An 18,734-nucleotide genomic window follows, 5' to 3' on the forward strand; every position below is an offset into this window, starting at 1 on the left:
GCGAAGCCTTCTCAGGCGGCGATTGCCCTCCCGTCGCCGTCGAGCGCGGTTACCGGCCCGGACGGCCTGAAAACATGCAGGCGCAGCTCGGCACTCAGTTCCTCATCCGGATGCAACCGCAACAGCCGGCTTGCGCGCGCCCTGGCGTCGGCAAGGCCCATGGCCGACCGGGTGGTGTTGGGTTCGAGGCCGATCAGCCGGCCGCGGCCATGCCACGGCGGTGCTGTGATTGCGCCCAGTTCGTACCACAGCCACGCGCAGGGGAAGCGCTCGGGCGTCCATGACAGGGCAACGGCAACGGCGTCGTCGAGGCGGCGCACCGCCACCCAAGCCGCTTCGAAATCGTGCAGATAGGCCATCGCCGCCACATTGTCGCCGGGCCGGCCCAGATCGACGGCGCCGGCCTTGCCCGCGGCCATCGGCCAGGCGTTGGTGACGCCGGGCAACAGCGGGTTGGCGGGAGGATCGTAACTGTCGTCGGCCGTCACTTTCCGCGCGCCCGATGTGATTTCCACTGGTCCCTCCAGCAAGTCGGAACCGAAGGTCGCGTGGTGCCCCCACATGACGTCGATCGGACGCCGGCCGGTCATGCGAAGACGCTCGCGCACGATCAGCAAATCCTTCTCGACCGTCAGTTCGCGCTGCATCGTGACCGGAACGGTGAAAAACCGTCGCGTGAGCTGGATCGTGCTTTTCGAGACGCTCACCGTCCACGGAGCGATCGACGCTTCGCCATGGAACCCATGAAAGACCCCATCGTCGGTGCAGGCGTCGCCGCCATTGGGAAACAGCAGCGGCCAGCCGCCGGTATAGCGGGTCAGCCAATGGGTCTCGTCACGCGCCGCCATTCCGGCGATGGGCGTATCGATCGCGTCCCAGGGGACTTTCCCCAGAACCGACAGGCCGAGCCCCAGATGCGTGATGGCGATAATGGTGCCGCCGACGCGCGGATTGACCTTAACCCGCAACTCGTCGCTGGCGATGCTGATCGAACCGTCCGTTGTCATTTGATCGCGCCGGCCATCAGGCCGCGAATGAAATACTTCTGGAAGGTGATGTAGAGGATCAGCATCGGCGCGCTGGCGATGACCATGCCTGCCATGGTTAGCGGTACCTGGTTGTTGTAACGTCCCTGAAAGACGCTGATGCCGGCCATCAGCGTCCGTTTGGAGTCCTCCTGCAGGAAGATGATAGCGATCAAAAGATCGTTCCAGACATAGAGCGAGTTGACCACCACCAAGGTGACAAGCGCGGGAAGCGAGAGCGGCAGCACAATCTTCATCAGAATCTGGAAATCGCCGGCGCCGTCTATGTGCGCCGATTCGAACAGCTCCCTGGGCACGGTGCGGAAGAAGGTGGTCAGCAGGTAGACCGAGAACGGGGTGATGAGACCGGCATAGATGATGATAGCGCCCTGATAGGTGCTGATCAGGCCGATCCGCGAATAGAGAACGAAGAGCGGCACAATCATGACGATCGGCGGCACCGCCATCAGCGACGTGGTGATCGCCAGCAGCGTCTGGCGGCCGGTGAATTGCATGCGCGCAATGGCATAGGCGGCCAGGCACGACACCACGATGCTGAGCCCCACGGCGCCGACGACAAGGATCAGGCTGTTCATCATCCAGGCAAGGAACGGGCTGTCGACGAGCACGGCCCGGAAATGATCGAGCACGGGCGCATTCGGCAGCCCGAGCTTGTCGATGGCGTATTGTTCGTCGCTCTTGAGCGCGGTCGACACCATGAACAGGGTCGGCACCAGCGCCAGGAACGCGGCGAAGGCCAGCACGCCGTGCTTGAGCGCGTCGCCCTGCTTCATGGCGTGGTCCTGGGGCAGCGTGATGAGCAGGATATCGGATGCGCCATGGTCTAGGTCTCCTGCTCGTTGGCGATGCGTCGCGCCCTGAACAACGGAAAGATCAGCGCGACCGAAACCAGGAACAGCATCACCGAGGCCGCCGCGGCGATACCAGGCAGGCTGGTGCGGATCAGAGCGTTGAAGATGTAGAACTCGATGACCACGGTGGAGGTGCCGGGGCCGCCCCGTCCGCCACCCACCACGTAGACATAGGCGAACACCGCGGAGAGCATGGTGATGACGCTCACCACCGCGTAGAACTCGATGACGCCGCGCATTTGCGGCAGGATGATGTGCCACACGCGCTGCCACCAGGATGCGCCCTCCAGCTTGGCGGCCTCTATCAGCGACTCGTCGAGGCTGAGCAGGCGGGCCAGAAACAGGATGATGCCGAGCGCGGATTCGCGCCAGATGATCAGGATCATCACCGTCCACAGCGCCACGTCCGAGGAGCCAATCCAGTCGAGAGCGAGGAAGTCGAGGTTGAGCCAGCGCAGCACTTCATTGACCGGCCCGCTGAACTGGAACATCCGCTTCATCACCACCGCGATGATCGGAATGGCGAGCACGAAGGGCACGAACACGATGACACGGTAAATCTTCCAGCCCGCGACGCGCTCATACAGCAGGATCGAGACCAGCAGCGAGATGACGATCATGGCCGGGATCGCCAGCAGCAATTGAAGATTGTGCAGCACCGATTCCCAAAACAGCGATTGCGAAAGCACAAGTTCGTAGTTGCGCAACCCGATCCAGGGCCCGTCGATGCCACGAACCATCTTGAAGCTGAATTCGAAGATGCGCACCAGCGGGTAGCCGAATACGAACGCCAGCAGCACGACCAGCGGCAGCACGTAGAGATAGGGGGTGAGCCGGGACGATGAGTTCATGTTGCGCTGCTATGCTGGACGAAAACGGCCGGAGCGCGGGAGCCGCGCGCCGGCCGCGAACATCAGGTTGGCGAGGACAGGTCCACCGCCCATTTGCGATAGTTTTCGACCAGATCCGGGTTGAAGTCGCGCCACTCTTTGGCGGTCTGGGCGGCCAGTTCGCCCGCCTGCTCACCGGTCATGGAGCCCTGCACGATCTGCTGGCCGGTCGGGATGGCGGCCCGTTCGTAGAATTGGCCCGGCATGACGTTGGTGACGTTCGAGATGTTCTGCCCGAGCCCCCATTTCTCCCACATGAGCCGCACCGCGTCATTCTTGATGACGCTGGTGTCGAAGTTCTTGTTGGACGGTATCCAGCCGGTTGCATCCCAGAAGGCTTTCAGCCGCTCGGGTGAATGAAGATATTCGATGAAGGCAGCGGCCGCCTGCGGATCCTTGGAATTGGTCGAGATGCCGAGACCCTGCACGTCGAGCAGCGGCTGTCCGGCCAATTTGCCTTTGCCGTATCCCGGCATGACCATGACGCCGATCTGGCCGTCGGCGGTCTTGAGGTCGGCAGGCAGGCGCGTGCCGATGGATTGACCGATGCCGAGCTTGCCCGCGGCCACCAGATCGATGCCGGGATAGAGTTCGAGCGACGACATGTCCTTGTTGAGGAAGCCGCGTGTCTTGAGCTCCTCGAGCTTTACCCAGTGCTCGTGGTATTTCGGATCGCGAAAATCCTTGTCGCCGATGAAGAGTTCGACAGCCTCGCCGAGCGAATCGAGATTCTGCGGCAATGCGTGGCTGATGTACCACTCGCTCCAATAGCCGTCCTGGATGCCGCCGCCGAGCGGCTCGATGCCGGCCGTCTTGAGCTTTTCGCAGGCATCGAGCAGCGCATCCCACGTCGCCGGCGGCGTGTTGGGGTCGAGCTTGGCCTGTTCGAACAGCTTCTTGTTGTAGATCCAGAGCATCGGCAGCGGATACCAGCCGACGCGGTAGACGTTGCCGCCGAAATGGCTGAGCTTGGTTGGGTTCGAGGCGGCCAGCACGTCGGCATTGACCACGCCGTTGAGGCCGCGAAGGTAGCCGAACCACACGCTTTCCATGTGATAGATGCCGTTCCACAGATATTGGATATCCGGTGCCTTGCCGGCGGCCGCCGCGGTCTGGAACTGCGATATCACCACCGCGGTGTCCTGCAGCATGGCCTTGATGGTTGCTTCCTTGTAGCCGGCAATGGAACTGTTGACGAAGGCCTGCAGACCCGGCAACTCCTGTTCGCCCCACCACCACATGTCGAGCGTCTTGTCCTGCGCGTATGCCGGCGCCGACGGCAGGATGCCGCCGAGCGCGGCGCCCGCTCCAAGCCCGGCGGTCGTTCTCAAGAAGTTGCGGCGGGAAATGTCCCGTAGCTTGAAATCATGCATGCTTTCAGCCTTCCCTATTTTTGCCCCAGTTACGCGAATATCCCAGGCGCGGCGTTCTCCCGCCCGCGCAAGGGTCAGAAAGTGCTCATCAGCCCGCCGTCCACGACCAGCAATTGCCCGGTCATGTAGCGGCAGTAGTCCGATGCCAGGAACACCACGGTACCGGAGACATCCTCGGGACTGCCGCTGCGACCGAGCGGGATCTTGCGCCGGTCGACATACCAGTCGATGAAATCCGGCGTGGTCGTCTCATCGACGCCGTTGACGATCGACATCGGCGTGGTCATGAAACCAGGCGCCACGGCATTGACCAGAATGTTGTGGCGGCCGAGTTCCACCGCCATCGACTTGGTGTAGGCGATGATGCCCCCCTTGGCGGCGTTGTAGGAACCGCAGTCGCCGCTCGAGGCAAAGCCCTGGATCGAGGCGATGTGGATGATCCTGCCCGCTTGCTGTTTCACCATATGCGGGGCGACGAGCTTGCTGCCCATATAGACCGCCTCGAGATTGACCGTCATGGTGCGGCGCCAGTCTTCCAGCGTGTCGTCGAGCAGGGTTCTGGTCGGAGGATTGACGGCGGCATTGTTGACGAGGACGTCGATGCGTCCGAGCGATGCGACGACGTCGCCGACAATCTGCCCATACCGGTCATAGTCGGTGACGTCGAGGACGTAGGGATGCGCCTTGCCCGCGGTCGCTTCGATCTCGGCGGTGACTGCCGCGAGCGTTTCGCGATTGCGTTCCAGCAGCACGACGCCAGCCCCCTCGGCCGCCATTTCCAGCGCCACGGATCGGCCCAGCCCCTGGCCGGCGCCGCTGACGAGGCAGATCCTGTCGTCCAGCAAACCCATGCTGCATATCCTGACTGCGCGTCGGCAATTTATCAGCCTCGCCCGACCAACGCGCTCCTGGTTCCTTCCGGAATGTTGGACCTTGATCTGGCATCTCGGAACAGATTAGACTTGGCAGGGAAATCGTCAAGCGTTGAATCGGCTCGTACCGCATTGCCTGCGCCAGGCCATCGAACCATCATCTCGTTTTTCAGGAACCTTGCACAATGTCGAGCGACCATCAGCATCTGGCGCTGTCCAATGTCGGCCTTGCCTTCGACCATCCCGAGGCCGTGGCGTGGGGGCCGGATGGCAGAGCCTATGCCGGGGGAGAGGCCGGCCAGCTTTATCGCTTCACCCTGGACGGCAGCGCGCTGGAGGAAGTGGCGCGGGTCGCGGGCGGCTTCCTGCTTGGCCTTGCGCATGACGCCGGCGTAAACACCTATGCCTGCGACGACCGCTCGGCCTGCGTGCACCGCATCACGCCCGACGGCAAGGTCACCGTCTATGCGGCCGGCAATGCCGAGCAGAAGATGCGCGTGCCGAATTATCCGGTCTTCGACGATGGCGGCAATCTCTATGTCTCGGATTCGGGGACATGGGGTGCGCGAGACGGTTTCATCTGGAAGGTCGCTCCCGGCGGCACGGCCATGATATGGGACCGGCAGGCGTGCGCATTTCCCAACGGCATGTGCCTCTCGGCCGATGGACGCTGGCTTTATGTTGTAGAATCCTGTCCGCCGCTTGTCTCCAGGATCGCGATCAACTCCGACGGCAGCGCCGGAGCGCGCGTCGTCGTCGTGGAATTGCCGCGGCAAGTGCCCGATGGTCTGGCGCTCGACGAGAATGGCGATCTGTATATCAGCCTGTACAACCCCAACATCATCTATCGCCTGACGACGGGCGGCGAGCTGATCACGCTCTACGATGACTGGGAACAGCTTATGCTGGTCGCCCCGACCAACATCGCCTTCGGCGGCGGCGACAGGAAGACGTTGATCATCGCCAGCCTTTGCGGCTGGTCGGTGCATACCGCGCCGATGCCAGCGCCGGGCCTGAGGCTGCGTTATCCCGAACTATAACGACGCATTGCGCGGAAGCGGTCAGAGCGATGGTGTGCGATAGAGGACCTTGCCTTTCACCGAGATCTCCACATCGACGACATAGGCCGCCATGCCCCCGGGATTCATGGTGATGCCCAATCCCGGCGCCGCGGGCAGCACCACCTCGCCATTCGCGTTTGGCAAGAGATGGGTTTCGCTCATGTCCCAGGCCACGGATTTGGGCGCGAACGGATATTCGCAGATGACATGATCCTTCAAGCCCGCATAGGGCTGCAGCGAAGCGCAGAGCGCCAGGTGCGAGGTGAAGGTGTGGTTGACATAGGTTACATCTCGCGCCGCCGCGAAGTCGGCGACAAGCTTGGCCGGACCGATGCCGCCGATGCGGCCACAATCGATCTGGACATAGGCGACCTTGCCGTAGTCGATCAACTGGCGGGCCATGTGAACATTGTGCGAGGCTTCGCCGCCGGCAAGACGCACCTTGCCGCCCCTTGCGGCCAGCGCCGCATAGGCGTCGTAGGCGCCGCCGTGAAACGGCTCCTCGAGCCAGAGCGCGCCGACGTCTTCGAGCATGGCGATGCGCGCAGCGGCCGCGTCTACATCCTCGCGGAATATCTGACCCGCATCGATCAGCAATGTTCCCCCATCGCCAAGGCCCTCGCGCGCGGCCCGAAGGTGGTCACGGTCGTCGGCCAGGCTGCCGCGGCCGAACGGACCCCAGCCGCATTTGACGGCGCGAAAGCCCTTTTCCCGCGCCGAACGGCAACCCGCCAGCGTTTCCTGCGGCGTGTCGCCGAAGAGCTGCGACGCATAGGGCAGTTTTGGATAGGCCCTGGCGTAGCCGAGAAGTTCGTAGACCGGAACCTGACGCTTGCGCCCGAGAAGGTCCCACAATGCCATCTCGATGCCGGAGAAGGTGTGGGCCGCCTGCAGCAGATCCATGCATTCGAGTTCGACCGCGGCGCCGATGCGCGCTATGTCGGAGGCGGTCTCCAGCTGTTGCCCGAGAACGACGTCGCGCACCGGCTTGCAGGCTCCGTGCGACATCGGCGTGACATAGGCGGCAATGGACACCAGCGGCGAGGCTTCGCATTCGCCCCAGCCGATCATGCCGCCGGCAGCGACCCGAACGACCAGGGCATCCTGGCTTCCGTCCCCGGCATCGGTGACGACAGGCATGGACAAATAGAAAAAATCGACTGCTTCAATCTTCATGATCATCTCACTGTACGCGGAATGTGGAAAGTGCGGCCTCGTCGAGTGTAACGCCGAGGCCGGGCTTGGTGGGCAAGGGAATACGGCCGTCGACGATCGGCAGTTCTTCCGAGCATAGCTCCGTCCTCAGCCGCGAATCGGCAAGCTCGCGCGGCAGGAATTCGATGTGGGTGCAGGTCGGCGAAACCACGGAGAGATGCGCCGAAGCGGCGATGCCGATCGCCGACTTCCAGCAATGCGGCACCACGAGCAGGCCATGGTCGGCGGCGTGCATGGCGACCCGGCGTGCTTCGGTGAGGCCGCCGACGCGACCGACGTCGGGCTGCGCGACGTCCAGGCCGCCAGTGCGGAAAAGTTCGAGAAACTCGAAGCGTGAGTTTAGCCATTCGCCGGCGGCGATCCTGACGGGCGAAGCCTTGACCAGCTTGGCGTACCCCTCGACGTCGTCGGACGGAAGCGGCGTCTCGATGAAGAAGATGTCCTGGTCGGCGAACATCTCGATGGCACGCAGTGCCTCCTTCCAGTCGCGCCAGGCATAGGCGACATCGACCATCACCGTCATTTCAGGGCCGATCGCCTTACGGCATGCCGCGACGATTTTCGCGATCTCACGATCGTCCTCGATCTGCAGCGAATTGTGCGAGTACGGCCCCTTGGTGCAGACCTCCAGTTTTACCGCGCGGAAGCCGAGCGCCTTCGCTTTTTCCGCTCGTTCTACCAGAATGCGGGTGTAGGTATCGAGATCGTCGCCCTCTGGCAGCAGCGAGGCGTAGGGCGTGATCGTCGGATTGACCGCGCCGCCGAGCAATTGCCAGCATGGCTTGCCCTCGACCTTGCCGCGCAGATCCCAGAGCGCCATGTCGAGCGCACCCATGGCGCAGATGCCGAGGCCGCGACGCCCGGTCATCGCCGAACCCTTGTACATCTTGTCCCATAGGCCCTCGACATCGCTCGGATCGGCGCCGACCAGCATCTCGGTGAGGCCGAGGCCCATGATGTGGGTGCCCGGCGCCTCGATCATGGCGCGGGCGGCCCACGGATTGGTGTCGGTCTCGCCGATGCCCACATGGCCTTCGTCGGTGTGGATCTTGACGACCAGATTGTCTTGCGCCGACGAGCAGGCGTCGGCTCGGTAATCCGGGACGAGAAGCACGAAGCATTCGACTTTGGTGATCTTCACGGTGTCTTTCCCCGTTGTCAGTTTGCGTTGGTCGAAACTTCCGGAGCGTTCGGCCAGGTTGCACGGCGCTCAAGTTCGTCGAGCGGGTGATGGCAGCGTATGTTCAGGCCCTCCGGCGTCTTGCGCCACGGCGGCGCCTCCTTGTCGCAGATGTCGCCGATCCGCCAGGCGCAGCGACCGGCATAGGCGCAGCCATCGGGCGTCGGCGGCCTTGCCGTTTCGGGCTTGCGGCTCGCATCCGGGCGTGACCGCAGCGGTGTCGGCACCGCGTCGAGAAGGCTGTGGGTGTAGGGGTGGAAGGGCGCTGAAAAGACCTGATCGCGAGGCCCCATTTCCATGATGTCGCCGGCAAACAGCACGCAGACGCGGTCGGCCAGCATACGCACCACCGCGAGATCGTGAGAGATGAACAGCATGGCAATGCCGCGCTCGGCCTTCAGCCGCTGCAAGAGTGCCAGGATGCTGGCTTGCACCGAGACGTCGAGCGCCGAGAGAATCTCGTCGCACAAAAGCAGCGACGGCTCGGCGATGAGGCCGCGGGCGATGGCGACGCGCTGGCGCTCGCCGCCGGACAGTTCGTCGGGGAAGCGGTTGGCGTATTTCGCGTCCAGCCTGACATCGGCGAGCGCGGCGACGACGGGAGCCTCGGCCTTGCTGCCGAAGAAGAATTCCAGCGGTCGTGCCAGCGCACGGCTGATGCGGGCGCGGGGATTGAGCGAGGCGTCGGGGTTCTGGAACACGAACTGGATCAGCTGGCGCTCCTCGGCGTCGCGTTGCTTGACACGGCCGGCGAGCGGCTTCCTGGACAGGGAGATGCGTCCGCTGGTGGGTGCGATCAGCCCCGCGACGGCGCGCGCCAGCGTCGACTTTCCACTGCCGGATTCGCCAACCAGCGCGAATGTCTCACCCTCCCTTATGTTGAGGGTGATGTCGCGGATGGCGGTGAAGCCGCGGCCGGGGCGGCCATAGACGACGCTGACGTTCTCGACGGCGAGGAGTTCCTTGTTCGTCGCCGCGGCAACCGGAGCGGCAACCGGCCGATCGTCCGCGGGCGCCACGATCCCGGGCCAGCGCCAACAGGCGACCTCGCGTCTGGGGCCTGCCGGCTGCAACGCTTGCCGGTCGGTGGAACAAAGTGGCAGCGCCCAGTCGCAGCGAGGCGCGAACGGGCAACCGGGCGGCAGATCGTGCCGCTGCAGCAGGCCGCGCAATGGCCGCGCCGGCAGGCCGGATCGATCGTCGATGCGGGGAATGGAGCCGATCAGACCTCGGGTGTAGGGATGTTTCGGATTGGAAAACAGTTCGGCGGTCGGCGCGATCTCGACCATGCGCCCGGCATACATGACGCCAACGCGATCGGCGATCTGCGACAGCAAGGCGAGATCGTGCGTGACGTAGAGCATCGACATGGCAAGCCGCGCGCGCAAGGCGATCAGCAGCGCGATGATCTGCTCCTGCGTGGTGACATCGAGACCGGTCGTCGGCTCGTCGAGCACGACGAAGGCCGGGTCGCAGGCAAGCGCCATGGCGATGCAGACACGTTGCTGCTGCCCGCCGGAAAGCTGGTGCGGAAAGCGCGCCAGGAAATCCGCCGCCGCCGGCAAGCCGACGAGATCGAAGAGTTCCCGGGTCCGCCCGACGCGCTTTTGTGGAGCACCAAAGCCGTGCGCGGCAAGGGCCTCGTCGATCTGTCCGCCGACCCTTATGCCGGGGTTGAGCGCCGTCGTTGGATTTTGCGGCACGAAAGCGATGCGGGCGCCGCGCAGGCGGTCCAGGTCCGGGCGGCCGAGCGCCAGCAGGTTATGGCCGTCGAAGCGGATCGCGCCGCCATCGGTGCGCATGGCCGGCGGACGATAGCCGAGAAGCTGCAGCGCGACGGTCGACTTGCCGCAGCCGGATTCTCCCACGAGGCCGAAGACTTCGCCCGGTGCGATGGTGAAGTTCACGTCGTCGACGACGCGCAGGAAGCCCTGGCCCTGACGGTAGGAGACCGACAGATGCTCGACCGCGACGATGGGAGATACGGCATCCTGCATTACTGGTTTCCCAGCTTCACGGTGCGGCCGAGGATGCGCGCGAGGCCTTCAGTGAACAGATTGAGGCCGACGACGAGCGACGCCAGCGACAAGCCTGGTCCGAGTACGGTGATCGGCGAAATGATGAGCAGCGCCCGGTTCTCGCTGATCATCAGTCCCCACTCCGGCGTTGGCGGGCGCAGTCCGAAACCGAGAAAACCGAGCGAGCCGATCAGCACCGGGGCGTAGCCGGCGCGCAGTGCGAATTCGACGAGGAGGACGCTGCTTGCATTGGGCAGCAATTCGCGACGCATCACCGACCACGCGCTTTCGCCGCGCAGCCGCGCGACGGTGACATAATCGCGCGTCGCGATGTCGATGGCCGCCGCCCGCGCCATGCGGGCGATGCGCGGCGCGTATACGAGTGCCACCACCAGCACGATCAACACCGGATTGCCGGACATTTCGCTGCCCGCGGCTGCGATGGCGAGGAGCGCAAGGACGAGAAAGGGAATGCTGATCAGTGCTTCGAGCAGCCGCTGGATGAGTTCGTCTACCCAACCGCCGACATAGCCGGAGAGCAGGCCGAGAATGGCGCCGATCACAAGACCGAGCAGCGTTCCCGACAGCGAAAGCAGGATAACGATGTGGCTGCCGTGCACGACACGGCTGAAAATGTCGCGGCCAAGCTGATCGACGCCGAACGGATGGGCAAGGCTCATTCCCGAAAGCGGCCGCCCGGTGCCCATCTGCGAAAAGCCGTAAGGTGCCCAGAACGGGCCGGTAATCGCGACGATCAGATGGATGACGAGCACGATCAGGCCGATGCGGAAGCTGATCGGGGTCTGTCGCCATAGCGGCAGCAGGCCACTCAGACGGCTTGGCGGGGCGGGCATATTGGCTTGCTCGACGCTCATTGGGTCAGCTCGCGCGCAGTCGTGGGTTGATCAGGATCGCCGCGACATCGGCCATGAGATTGGCCGCCACATAGACGAAAGCGGCGATCATCACTGTCGCCTCGATGACCGGCAGATCGCGCAGCTGCAGGGAGTCGACCAACAGGCTTCCGAAGCCGGGATAGGAGAACACTTTCTCGACAACGACGACGCCACCGACCAGGTAAGCAAGGTTCAGCGCTGTGATGTTGAGCGTCGGCACAAGTGCATTGGGCAGCGCGTGGCGCAGCAGCACGCGGCGGCGCGACAGACCTTTCAACTCCGCCATGCGGATATAGTCGGAATCGAGCACTTCGATCAGGTTGTCGCGCAGCATGCGCACCGCATAGACCGACATGACGATGGCGAGCGTCAGCGCCGGCAGCGTCATCGCCCGAATGTATTCCCAGGCGCTCGATGTTGCGTCGACAAGCGAGATGGCGGGCAACAGTGGCAGCATGACGACAAAGGCGAGCAGCAGCAGCGTTGCGAGCAGGAAATCCGGCAGCGACAGCAGAACCAGCGTGACCACCGAGAGTGCATGGTCGAGCGGCTTGTCGCGGTTCAAGGCCTGCAACAGCGCGGGAATGATCGTCAGCGGCAGATAGAGCAGCAAGGCATAGGTCGAGAGCAGCACCGTGTTGAAGATGCGCTGGCCGAGAATGGATGTGACAGGACGATTTGAGACGAGCGATTGGCCGAGATCGCCGCTGAGCAACCCGCCGAGCCATGCCAAGTAGCGGATTGGCGCCGCATGATCGAGGCCGAGCTTGGTCCGCAGAAGCGCCAGCGCCTCGGGCGTCGCGTCGCGCCCGAGAATGCGCGAGGCAACGTCGCCAGGCAAGACTTCAAGCATCGCGAAGACGATAAGAGAGACGATCAGCAGCGTCACCACGGACATCAAGGCCCGGCGAACCACCAGTTTGAAAATGGTCACCGCTTGTTCCTCGCGACGCCGACGTTGGACAGGAAGCGGCCCCGAGCTTTCGAACTTGGGGCCGCCCGGTGTTACTTGCAGGAGAGGGTTTCAAAGTTCAGATTGAAGTTCTGCGCACGCGGCGTGTAGCCTTCGCAGCCCTTGCGGAGCGCAAGCACCTGGTGAACGAACATCGGCAGGACCAATCCACCCTCCTTGGCGAGCAATTCGCCGGTCTGCTGGAACAGCTTGTTGCGCTCGGCCGGATCGACGGTTGTGTTGGCCTTCAGGAGCAGCGCGTCATAGTCGGGGCGCTCCCAATGCGTCTCCTTCCATTTGGCGTTCTGGGTGTAGGCGGTTGCGAGACCTTCCCCTGGCGGCCGCATCGACCATGCGGAGGTCGTGATCGACTTCTTTAGCCACACATCGTCCCAGAAACTGTCGGCCGGCGTGACGATGACATTGATGTCGAACCCGGCGGGCTTGGCCATCTCGGCGTAGACCTGCGCCATCAGCACCATGCCGGGCACGCCTTCGGCGGTGTAGAGATCGAACTTCAGCCCATCCTTGTATCCCGCTTCGGCGAGCAGCTTCTTGGCAAGCTCGATATCCTGCTTGGGCGCTTCCTTGGTGTAGGAGGCCGGGCTCCCGACGGGCACCGGATTGTCGGCGCCGGGTTCGCCGAAACCAAGCAGCACGGTGTCGACCATCGCCTGGCGATCGACGACGGCTTTCATCGCTTCTCGCACCTTCGGGTTGTCGAATGGCGGCGTGTCGACCCAAGCCGAAATCGTCATCGAGTTCGACGCCGCGGTTTGCAGAAGTTGGACCGACGGATCGTCCTTCAGGGAAGAAATGACCGACGGATCGACATTCAGCATGAGATCGATCTGACCGGCCTTCATCGCCGAAACGGCTGCCACCGCTTCCTGGGCGACAGTGATGCGCAGGCAGTCCGACTTGGGTTCGCCGGCCTTCCAATAATTCGGATTCTTGCGCAGGATGCGCACTGGCGCGTTGGGTGTGAACTGCTCCTGCATGAATGGACCGGTTCCATCCTCATGGAGGCGAAGCGTTTGTCCGGTCGCGCCATTCGGCACGATGTTGGTGAATTTGTTGGTTATGAGGACCGGCAGCTCGACCACCGGTTTCTTGGTGGTGAACACCACGGTCGACGGGTCCGGCGCGGTGATGCCGTCCGGATCGAGGAATTCGAGAACAGCCTGGGCGCCGGAACCCGTCTTGGGATCGAGCAACCGCTTGAAGCTCCAGACCACGTCGGCCGATGAAAAATCCTTGCCGGAATGGAATTTCACGCCCTGCCGCAACTTGAAGGTCCAGCTCAGGCCGTCCGGCGAGACCGACCATTCGGTCGCCAGCTCAGGCAGAACGTTGAAATTGTCGTCGATGTCGACGAGCCGATTGTAGACGGCGAAGGTGTGATAGGCATCGTCGCCGGAATGCATGTCGGCGGGATCCATGGACTGCTTCTCGCCGCTCCATTCGTAGCCCAGTATCTTCACGCATTCGTCGCCGGCAGCGGCAAAGGCCGCCGGCATCCAGCCTGCAAAACCGAGTGCCGCGATGGCGATCCCGGACAACCACTTGGTCGTGCTCATTGGTTTCTCCTCCCTGTTATAAACGGACAGACGTTCCCTTGCGCTTTTATTCCGAAATGCCGGACAAGCGTTCGCGTTTACAGACTGGCACAATATCCGGGTTCCCTCGTGAGTCAAGAAACCGACGGAGCGAATTGCGCCCTTGCCGCCGCCGGCCGCTCAGCGAGCGGGCGCTCCTTGCGGCAACCGAGCGCATCCGGGTGGCTTCCGCTGAAGCGGTGGAGCCGAACATGGCAGTCATAATCCATAGGGCTACCGCGCCCATACTGTGTGAAAACATCAGTATGTGATGGTTTTGATGTAAAGAGCCCTAAATTATATCATATGTTGACATAGATAATGGTATTTGACAATCAGAACGGCGTAGCATTACTGTATGACGCCGTGGATCGAAGGGACGACAAGCCGACAGCGTGCCGTCGCTTGTCCGCGCTTGTTTCGGGCTAGAAGGTCGCGCGGACAAATGCGGGTGCCGTTGCTTTCAGCCGTGGCGATGCCAGGTCGTGTCATGGCCAGTGTCGATTTTCGCAATGGCCGCAGACGCATCAATGGATGATCAAATGGTGCGACCCCAGGATCCATTGTCAGCATCGGCCGAGGTCGACCAGGATGATTCCAAGCCGCGCGTCCAGACAGCCGTGCGAACCGTGGCGATCCTGCTTTGCGTCGCCCGTAGCGGCAATGGCTTGAAAGCCAAGGAAATCAGTGAACAGCTCGACCTGCCGCGCCAGGTCACATACCACCTGCTGCATACGATGCTCGGCACCGGCATCCTGCGCAGAAACGCTCAGAACCGCTACGTTCTTGGATTGGCCGCAGCGCCGATAGCGGAAGGCTTCCGCCGGCAGATCGCACCGCCCGAGCTCATCGCGCCGAAGGTCCGTGCAGCCGTCGCGGCGACCGGCGAAACCGCGTACGCCAGCGGCTGGATCGACGGACGAATCGTCGTGCTGGCAACGGCCAGGCCAGGGGACAATCGGCGGTTCAGGCGGTTGAGGTGCCCCACGGCTATAGCGGCCACGCCCACGCGCGAGCCACGGGCAAGCTGCTGTTGGCCTTGACTGATGCCGAGACACGCGAATCCCATCTGGCGCCACACCTGCTGGTCCCGGTGACAAGCCGAACGGTGATCGATCGAAACTCGCTTCTCGCGCAATTGAAGCGGATCGCCGATCAGGGATATGCCGTCGAGGAAGAGGAGTTTTCGATTGGTCTATGCTGTCTCGCCGTGCCGGTGGAGGGATTTGAAGGCAAGGTCGCCTTGGGCATCTCCGTGCCCACGGAAAGGTTCAGGAAGCAGTTCGAGAACCATTTGGAAGCGCTGAAGACAATCGCACGCATGACCGAGGATTAGCGGGCTTCGCCGGCGGCTGGACGGGAGATGAAGGGATGAAGCTGCTCGAAGGCAGGCTGGCACTGGTGACGGGCGCGGGCCGCGGCATCGGAGCCGCCATCGCGCGTGGAATGGCGGAAGCCGGTGCTCGCGTGATCGTCGCCGACATCGACCCGACCGCGGCCGATCAAACCGCGCAAACGCTGAAAACCGATGGGCTGGATGCCCGGGGCGAGCGGCTCGATGTCACCGATCGAGAGGCGCTTACGGCGTTTGCCAGCTATGTTGCAAACAGCCACGGTGACTTGTCCATCTTGGTAAACAACGCCGGAGTGGCCGGAAACGAGCGCATCGACGACGCGGCGTCCGGCGAGGTGTGGGACCGCAACATCGCGGTCAACCTGACCGGGGCATTCAACATGGCGCGAGCCTTCCTGCCCGCCCTGAAGACGACACGCGGCTCGATTGTCAATATATCCTCCGTCGTGGCCTTCGCCAGCGGGTTCGCTCATGTAGGCTACACCGCCTCCAAGGGCGGAATTCGATCGCTGACCCAAGTGATGTGCCGCGAATTCGCGCCGTTCGGGATCAGGGTCAACGCGGTGGCGCCCGGGTACATCGACACGCCCATGGGGGGCAAGGGAGATGGTTCCACGGACGAATGGCTGCGCTGGCATTGTCCGTGGCAGCGTTTTGGTGAACCGCATGAAGTGGCCAGCCCCGTGGTTTTCCTCGCCTCGGCCGGAGCCGGTTTCATCAATGGCGTGACGCTCCCGGTCGATGGCGGCTATCTCACAATATGAACGCTAAATGTGATGGAGAGCGAGGATGATCATCGGGTTCAATCACACGAGTTTCACGGTTCCCGATCTCGAAAAGGCTGTACGGTTCTGGACCGACGAGCTCGGGTTCGAGGGGCAGGGGATTGTCGAGCGCCGGGGTGCCTGGGTCGCCAAAGTCACAGGCGTGCCCGATGCGCGCATACGTGTTGCTCACCTTCATGGCCATGGGCACCACATGGAGTTCATCGAGTATGCCGAGGGGGGCCGCGACAATCCGGCGGATTTGCCGGACAAGCCCGGGGTCGGGCATGTCTGTCTGGACGTCGAGGACATGGATGACACGTTCCGCCGGCTCATTGCCGCCGGCGCTACGGTGTTGGGTGAGATGACCAGCATCCGTGATCCTGCGATGGCTGCCTGCACCGCGGGCTATCTGCGCGACCCCAACGGCATCATCATCGAGCTGTTCGAGAGAGGGTGAACCGAACTGGCCGCCGGTTGCCGTGAGCCAAGCGATGCCATGGCCATGGAAGCGCGCTTTCAGGCCGATCGAGCCGGATCTGTTCGCTGTTACCCCACGTCCGCCGCCGTCTCAATGCCTTGCAGCGCGAGTATTCCGAAATGCCGGATATAAGTACAATAATGTAGACTCTGGCGTCGCTTGTGCTATGTCGGAAGCGAGAGCATGGAGTTGGAGATGGCCCCCATCAAGCTGCGCGGAATGACTTGGAATCATCGGCGTGCGATCGACCCCCTGGTGGAAACGATGCCGATGTTCCGGGCGCGTTATCCCGAGGTCGAAATCGAATGGTCGTCGCGGCCGCTGAGCGGTTTCGAGTTTACTCCGGTGGACATGCTGGCGAAGGACTTCGACTTCATCATTCTGGATCACCCCTTTACCGGCCTGATCGCGGCGACAGGCTGTCTCGTGCCGCTCGACGATATCATTGCGCCGGGGCAGGACCCGTTCGTCGGACCGTCGCTGGAATCCTATCGACTGGGAGGATCGCTCTGGGCGATGCCTGTCGATGCCGCCTGCCAGGTCGCCGTTTCGCGGCCCGACCTCATCCGGGCGCTGGACACGGCCATCCCGGCCAATTGGCACGACCTGATGGCGCTTGGCGGGAAGGCCCGGCGCAAGGGCCACTGGCTGGGCATTGGGCTATCGGGCGTGCACAGCCTGATGACGTTCTTCACGCTGATGGCCAATCTTGGCACGCCTTGCGCGACTGGCCGAGACGCAGAGTTCGCCGACCGGCATGCGGCAAGCGAGGTTCTTGGCCTCATGCGCGACCTGCTGAGCGTCTGCCCGGCCGAGGTGCTCGGCTGGAACAGCATCGAACTGCATGATCAGATGATGCAGCGCGACGACCTGGTTTTCTGCCCGGCGGTCTATTGCTACGCGACCTATGCCGAGGCCGACCAGCGACGACCGCTGCGCTTCCACGATTTCCCCGGACCCAACGGGCCGGCCGGCTCGACAATCGGCGGCACCGGCCTCGGCGTGTCGGCGCACACGCGCCATCGCTCCGAGGCGCTTGCCTATGCGCGCTTCGCCGCAGAGCAGGCCACGCAGCACGCTTTCGCCCTGCATCACGGCCAGCCGGCGCGCCGCGATGCCTGGCAGGACGAGGCGATCAACGAACGCTTCGGCGGCTGCTACCGGCAGACGATGGCGACCATGGAAGCCTGCTGGACCAGGCCGCGCTACCAAGGCTATCTGGCGTTCCAGGAAAGGGCCGGCGACCTGATCGAGGCGCATCTGCGCGGCAGCGTCACGCAAGACGCGCTTCTCACCGAACTTCAGCGCTTGCACGCCGCCGGATAGGATGCCGCCGTCAGCCGAGCCGTCGCGACAGCTTTTCCGCCGCCTTGATGACGCTGACGATCAGATAGTCGCGATTGGGTTTGACCAACCGCTGTTCGGGCGCAACCACGCTCAGCGCCGCGACACATCGACCGGATGCATCGATGACCGGCGCGGCGACGCAGCCGGCATGTTCGTTGGTCTCGTTCAATTCGGTGGCATAGCCCTGACGGCGGAACCGCCGGATCTGGGCGATAAGCTTGCTGACGTCGGTGATGGCCCTTCCGGTTGGTGATTGGCGGATTGTGGCGGTCAGCAAGGTCGTCAGCGCCTTGTCATCCATGTCGGAAACCAGCAGCCGCCCGGCCGCTGCCCAGTTGACCGGAACGCGCGAGCCGACATTGCTGATGATGCGCAAGGGGCGAATGCCTTCCTCCTTCAGCAGCACCATCATCAGATCGTTGTCGAGAACCGAGAGCTGCACGGTCTCGCCCGTTTCGTTGCGCAACTCCTCGGCGATCTGGCTGCCGTCCTTCAACAGATCGACATGGCTGCGATAAGCCATGCCGAGTTCGAACAGCTTGCGGCCAAGAAACAATCCGCTGCCCTTGCCCGACGGAGCCAGATAATCCCCTTCCGACAAGGTGCGCACCAGTTCGTAGGCTGTCGACTTCGGGATCGAAAGCTCGGCGATGATCTGCGCCACGGTAACGGGTTCGCCTTGCCGCAGCATCAACTCGAAGATGTCGAGGGCGCGCCGGACGCTGCGCGAACCCGTGCTCTCGTCATCGGCGGCGTCCCGTCCGGGTTCATCGGGATTTTTCGCGGCGGCTGGTTTTATCGAGGTGCGCATTTGGATGTTCCGGCATTGTGGACTA

18 protein-coding genes are annotated in these 18,734 nt (G+C 63.2%); 6 read left to right on the top strand and 12 right to left on the bottom strand.

Annotated features, from left to right (window positions below):
- Window positions 1–11 precede the first annotated feature (11 nt).
- The 5 genes from BPNPMPFG_RS28795 to BPNPMPFG_RS28815 all read right to left on the bottom strand — a co-directional run bounded on the left by BPNPMPFG_RS28795 (window position 12) and on the right by BPNPMPFG_RS28815 (window position 5,011).
- Window positions 12–1,007 carry a DUF4432 family protein gene (locus BPNPMPFG_RS28795; RefSeq protein WP_258591955.1) on the bottom strand — a complete coding sequence of 332 codons (996 nt, stop codon included), beginning with the start codon at window positions 1,005–1,007 and terminating at the stop codon, window positions 12–14.
- Window positions 1,004–1,819 carry a carbohydrate ABC transporter permease gene (locus BPNPMPFG_RS28800; protein ID WP_258591956.1) on the bottom strand — a complete coding sequence of 272 codons (816 nt, stop codon included), beginning with the start codon at window positions 1,817–1,819 and terminating at the stop codon, window positions 1,004–1,006. Before BPNPMPFG_RS28800 ends, BPNPMPFG_RS28795 begins: the two co-directional genes overlap by 4 nt.
- Before the next feature lie 50 nt (window positions 1,820–1,869).
- Window positions 1,870–2,748, bottom strand: a complete 879-nt coding sequence (locus BPNPMPFG_RS28805) for a carbohydrate ABC transporter permease (protein ID WP_258591957.1) — start codon at window positions 2,746–2,748, stop codon at window positions 1,870–1,872.
- A gap of 62 nt (window positions 2,749–2,810) precedes the next feature.
- Window positions 2,811–4,160, bottom strand: coding sequence for an ABC transporter substrate-binding protein (locus BPNPMPFG_RS28810; protein ID WP_258591958.1), 1,350 nt, complete (start codon window positions 4,158–4,160; stop codon window positions 2,811–2,813).
- Between the two features lie 74 nt (window positions 4,161–4,234).
- Window positions 4,235–5,011: an SDR family NAD(P)-dependent oxidoreductase gene (locus tag BPNPMPFG_RS28815; RefSeq protein ID WP_258591959.1), complete on the bottom strand. Its 777-nt coding sequence runs from the start codon at window positions 5,009–5,011 to the stop codon at window positions 4,235–4,237.
- A 206-nt stretch (window positions 5,012–5,217) separates the two neighbouring features.
- On the opposite strand from BPNPMPFG_RS28815, the gene BPNPMPFG_RS28820 reads away from it, so the two are divergent.
- Window positions 5,218–6,072: an SMP-30/gluconolactonase/LRE family protein gene (locus BPNPMPFG_RS28820; RefSeq protein ID WP_258591960.1), complete on the top strand. Its 855-nt coding sequence runs from the start codon at window positions 5,218–5,220 to the stop codon at window positions 6,070–6,072.
- Window positions 6,073–6,093: 21 nt separating this feature from the next.
- Here BPNPMPFG_RS28820 and BPNPMPFG_RS28825 read toward each other — a convergent pair whose 3' ends face one another.
- The 6 genes from BPNPMPFG_RS28825 to BPNPMPFG_RS28850 form a co-directional block, all read right to left on the bottom strand.
- Window positions 6,094–7,269, bottom strand: a complete 1,176-nt coding sequence (locus tag BPNPMPFG_RS28825) for a mandelate racemase/muconate lactonizing enzyme family protein (RefSeq protein WP_258591961.1) — start codon at window positions 7,267–7,269, stop codon at window positions 6,094–6,096.
- Window positions 7,270–7,276: 7 nt separating this feature from the next.
- Window positions 7,277–8,449: a mandelate racemase/muconate lactonizing enzyme family protein gene (locus BPNPMPFG_RS28830; RefSeq protein ID WP_258591962.1), complete on the bottom strand. Its 1,173-nt coding sequence runs from the start codon at window positions 8,447–8,449 to the stop codon at window positions 7,277–7,279.
- A gap of 17 nt (window positions 8,450–8,466) precedes the next feature.
- Complete coding sequence (locus tag BPNPMPFG_RS28835; protein ID WP_258591963.1) at window positions 8,467–10,485, bottom strand: ABC transporter ATP-binding protein; 2,019 nt, start codon at window positions 10,483–10,485, stop codon at window positions 8,467–8,469.
- On the bottom strand, window positions 10,485–11,381 hold the full coding sequence (locus BPNPMPFG_RS28840) for an ABC transporter permease (protein ID WP_258591964.1): 897 nt from the start codon (window positions 11,379–11,381) through the stop codon (window positions 10,485–10,487). Before BPNPMPFG_RS28840 ends, BPNPMPFG_RS28835 begins: the two co-directional genes overlap by 1 nt.
- Before the next feature lie 4 nt (window positions 11,382–11,385).
- On the bottom strand, window positions 11,386–12,336 hold the full coding sequence (locus tag BPNPMPFG_RS28845; protein WP_258591965.1) for an ABC transporter permease: 951 nt from the start codon (window positions 12,334–12,336) through the stop codon (window positions 11,386–11,388).
- Window positions 12,337–12,407: 71 nt separating this feature from the next.
- On the bottom strand, window positions 12,408–13,934 hold the full coding sequence (locus BPNPMPFG_RS28850) for an ABC transporter substrate-binding protein (RefSeq protein ID WP_258591966.1): 1,527 nt from the start codon (window positions 13,932–13,934) through the stop codon (window positions 12,408–12,410).
- Window positions 13,935–14,494: 560 nt separating this feature from the next.
- On the opposite strand from BPNPMPFG_RS28850, the gene BPNPMPFG_RS28855 reads away from it, so the two are divergent.
- The 5 genes from BPNPMPFG_RS28855 (at window position 14,495) to BPNPMPFG_RS28875 (ending at window position 17,877) form a co-directional block, all read left to right on the top strand.
- The gene (locus BPNPMPFG_RS28855) at window positions 14,495–14,995 is read left to right on the top strand and encodes a helix-turn-helix domain-containing protein (RefSeq protein WP_258591967.1); all 501 of its coding nucleotides are present in this window, start codon (window positions 14,495–14,497) and stop codon (window positions 14,993–14,995) included.
- Entirely contained in the window at window positions 14,986–15,288 is a 303-nt protein-coding gene (locus BPNPMPFG_RS28860; RefSeq protein ID WP_258591968.1) for an IclR family transcriptional regulator C-terminal domain-containing protein, read from the top strand. The genes BPNPMPFG_RS28855 and BPNPMPFG_RS28860 overlap by 10 nt, the downstream gene beginning before the upstream one ends.
- 35 nt (window positions 15,289–15,323) lie before the next feature.
- Window positions 15,324–16,070, top strand: coding sequence for an SDR family NAD(P)-dependent oxidoreductase (locus BPNPMPFG_RS28865; RefSeq protein WP_258591969.1), 747 nt, complete (start codon window positions 15,324–15,326; stop codon window positions 16,068–16,070).
- A gap of 25 nt (window positions 16,071–16,095) precedes the next feature.
- Complete coding sequence (locus BPNPMPFG_RS28870; RefSeq protein WP_258591970.1) at window positions 16,096–16,530, top strand: VOC family protein; 435 nt, start codon at window positions 16,096–16,098, stop codon at window positions 16,528–16,530.
- A gap of 216 nt (window positions 16,531–16,746) precedes the next feature.
- Complete coding sequence (locus BPNPMPFG_RS28875; RefSeq protein WP_258591971.1) at window positions 16,747–17,877, top strand: extracellular solute-binding protein; 1,131 nt, start codon at window positions 16,747–16,749, stop codon at window positions 17,875–17,877.
- 10 nt (window positions 17,878–17,887) lie between these two features.
- Here the strand turns inward: BPNPMPFG_RS28875 and BPNPMPFG_RS28880 are convergent, their stop codons facing one another.
- Window positions 17,888–18,709, bottom strand: coding sequence for an IclR family transcriptional regulator (locus tag BPNPMPFG_RS28880; protein WP_258591972.1), 822 nt, complete (start codon window positions 18,707–18,709; stop codon window positions 17,888–17,890).
- Between the last annotated feature and the right edge of the window lie 25 nt (window positions 18,710–18,734).

The organism is Mesorhizobium sp. AR07 (genome assembly GCF_024746815.1).
Taxonomy (GTDB): Bacteria; Pseudomonadota; Alphaproteobacteria; order Rhizobiales; family Rhizobiaceae; genus Mesorhizobium.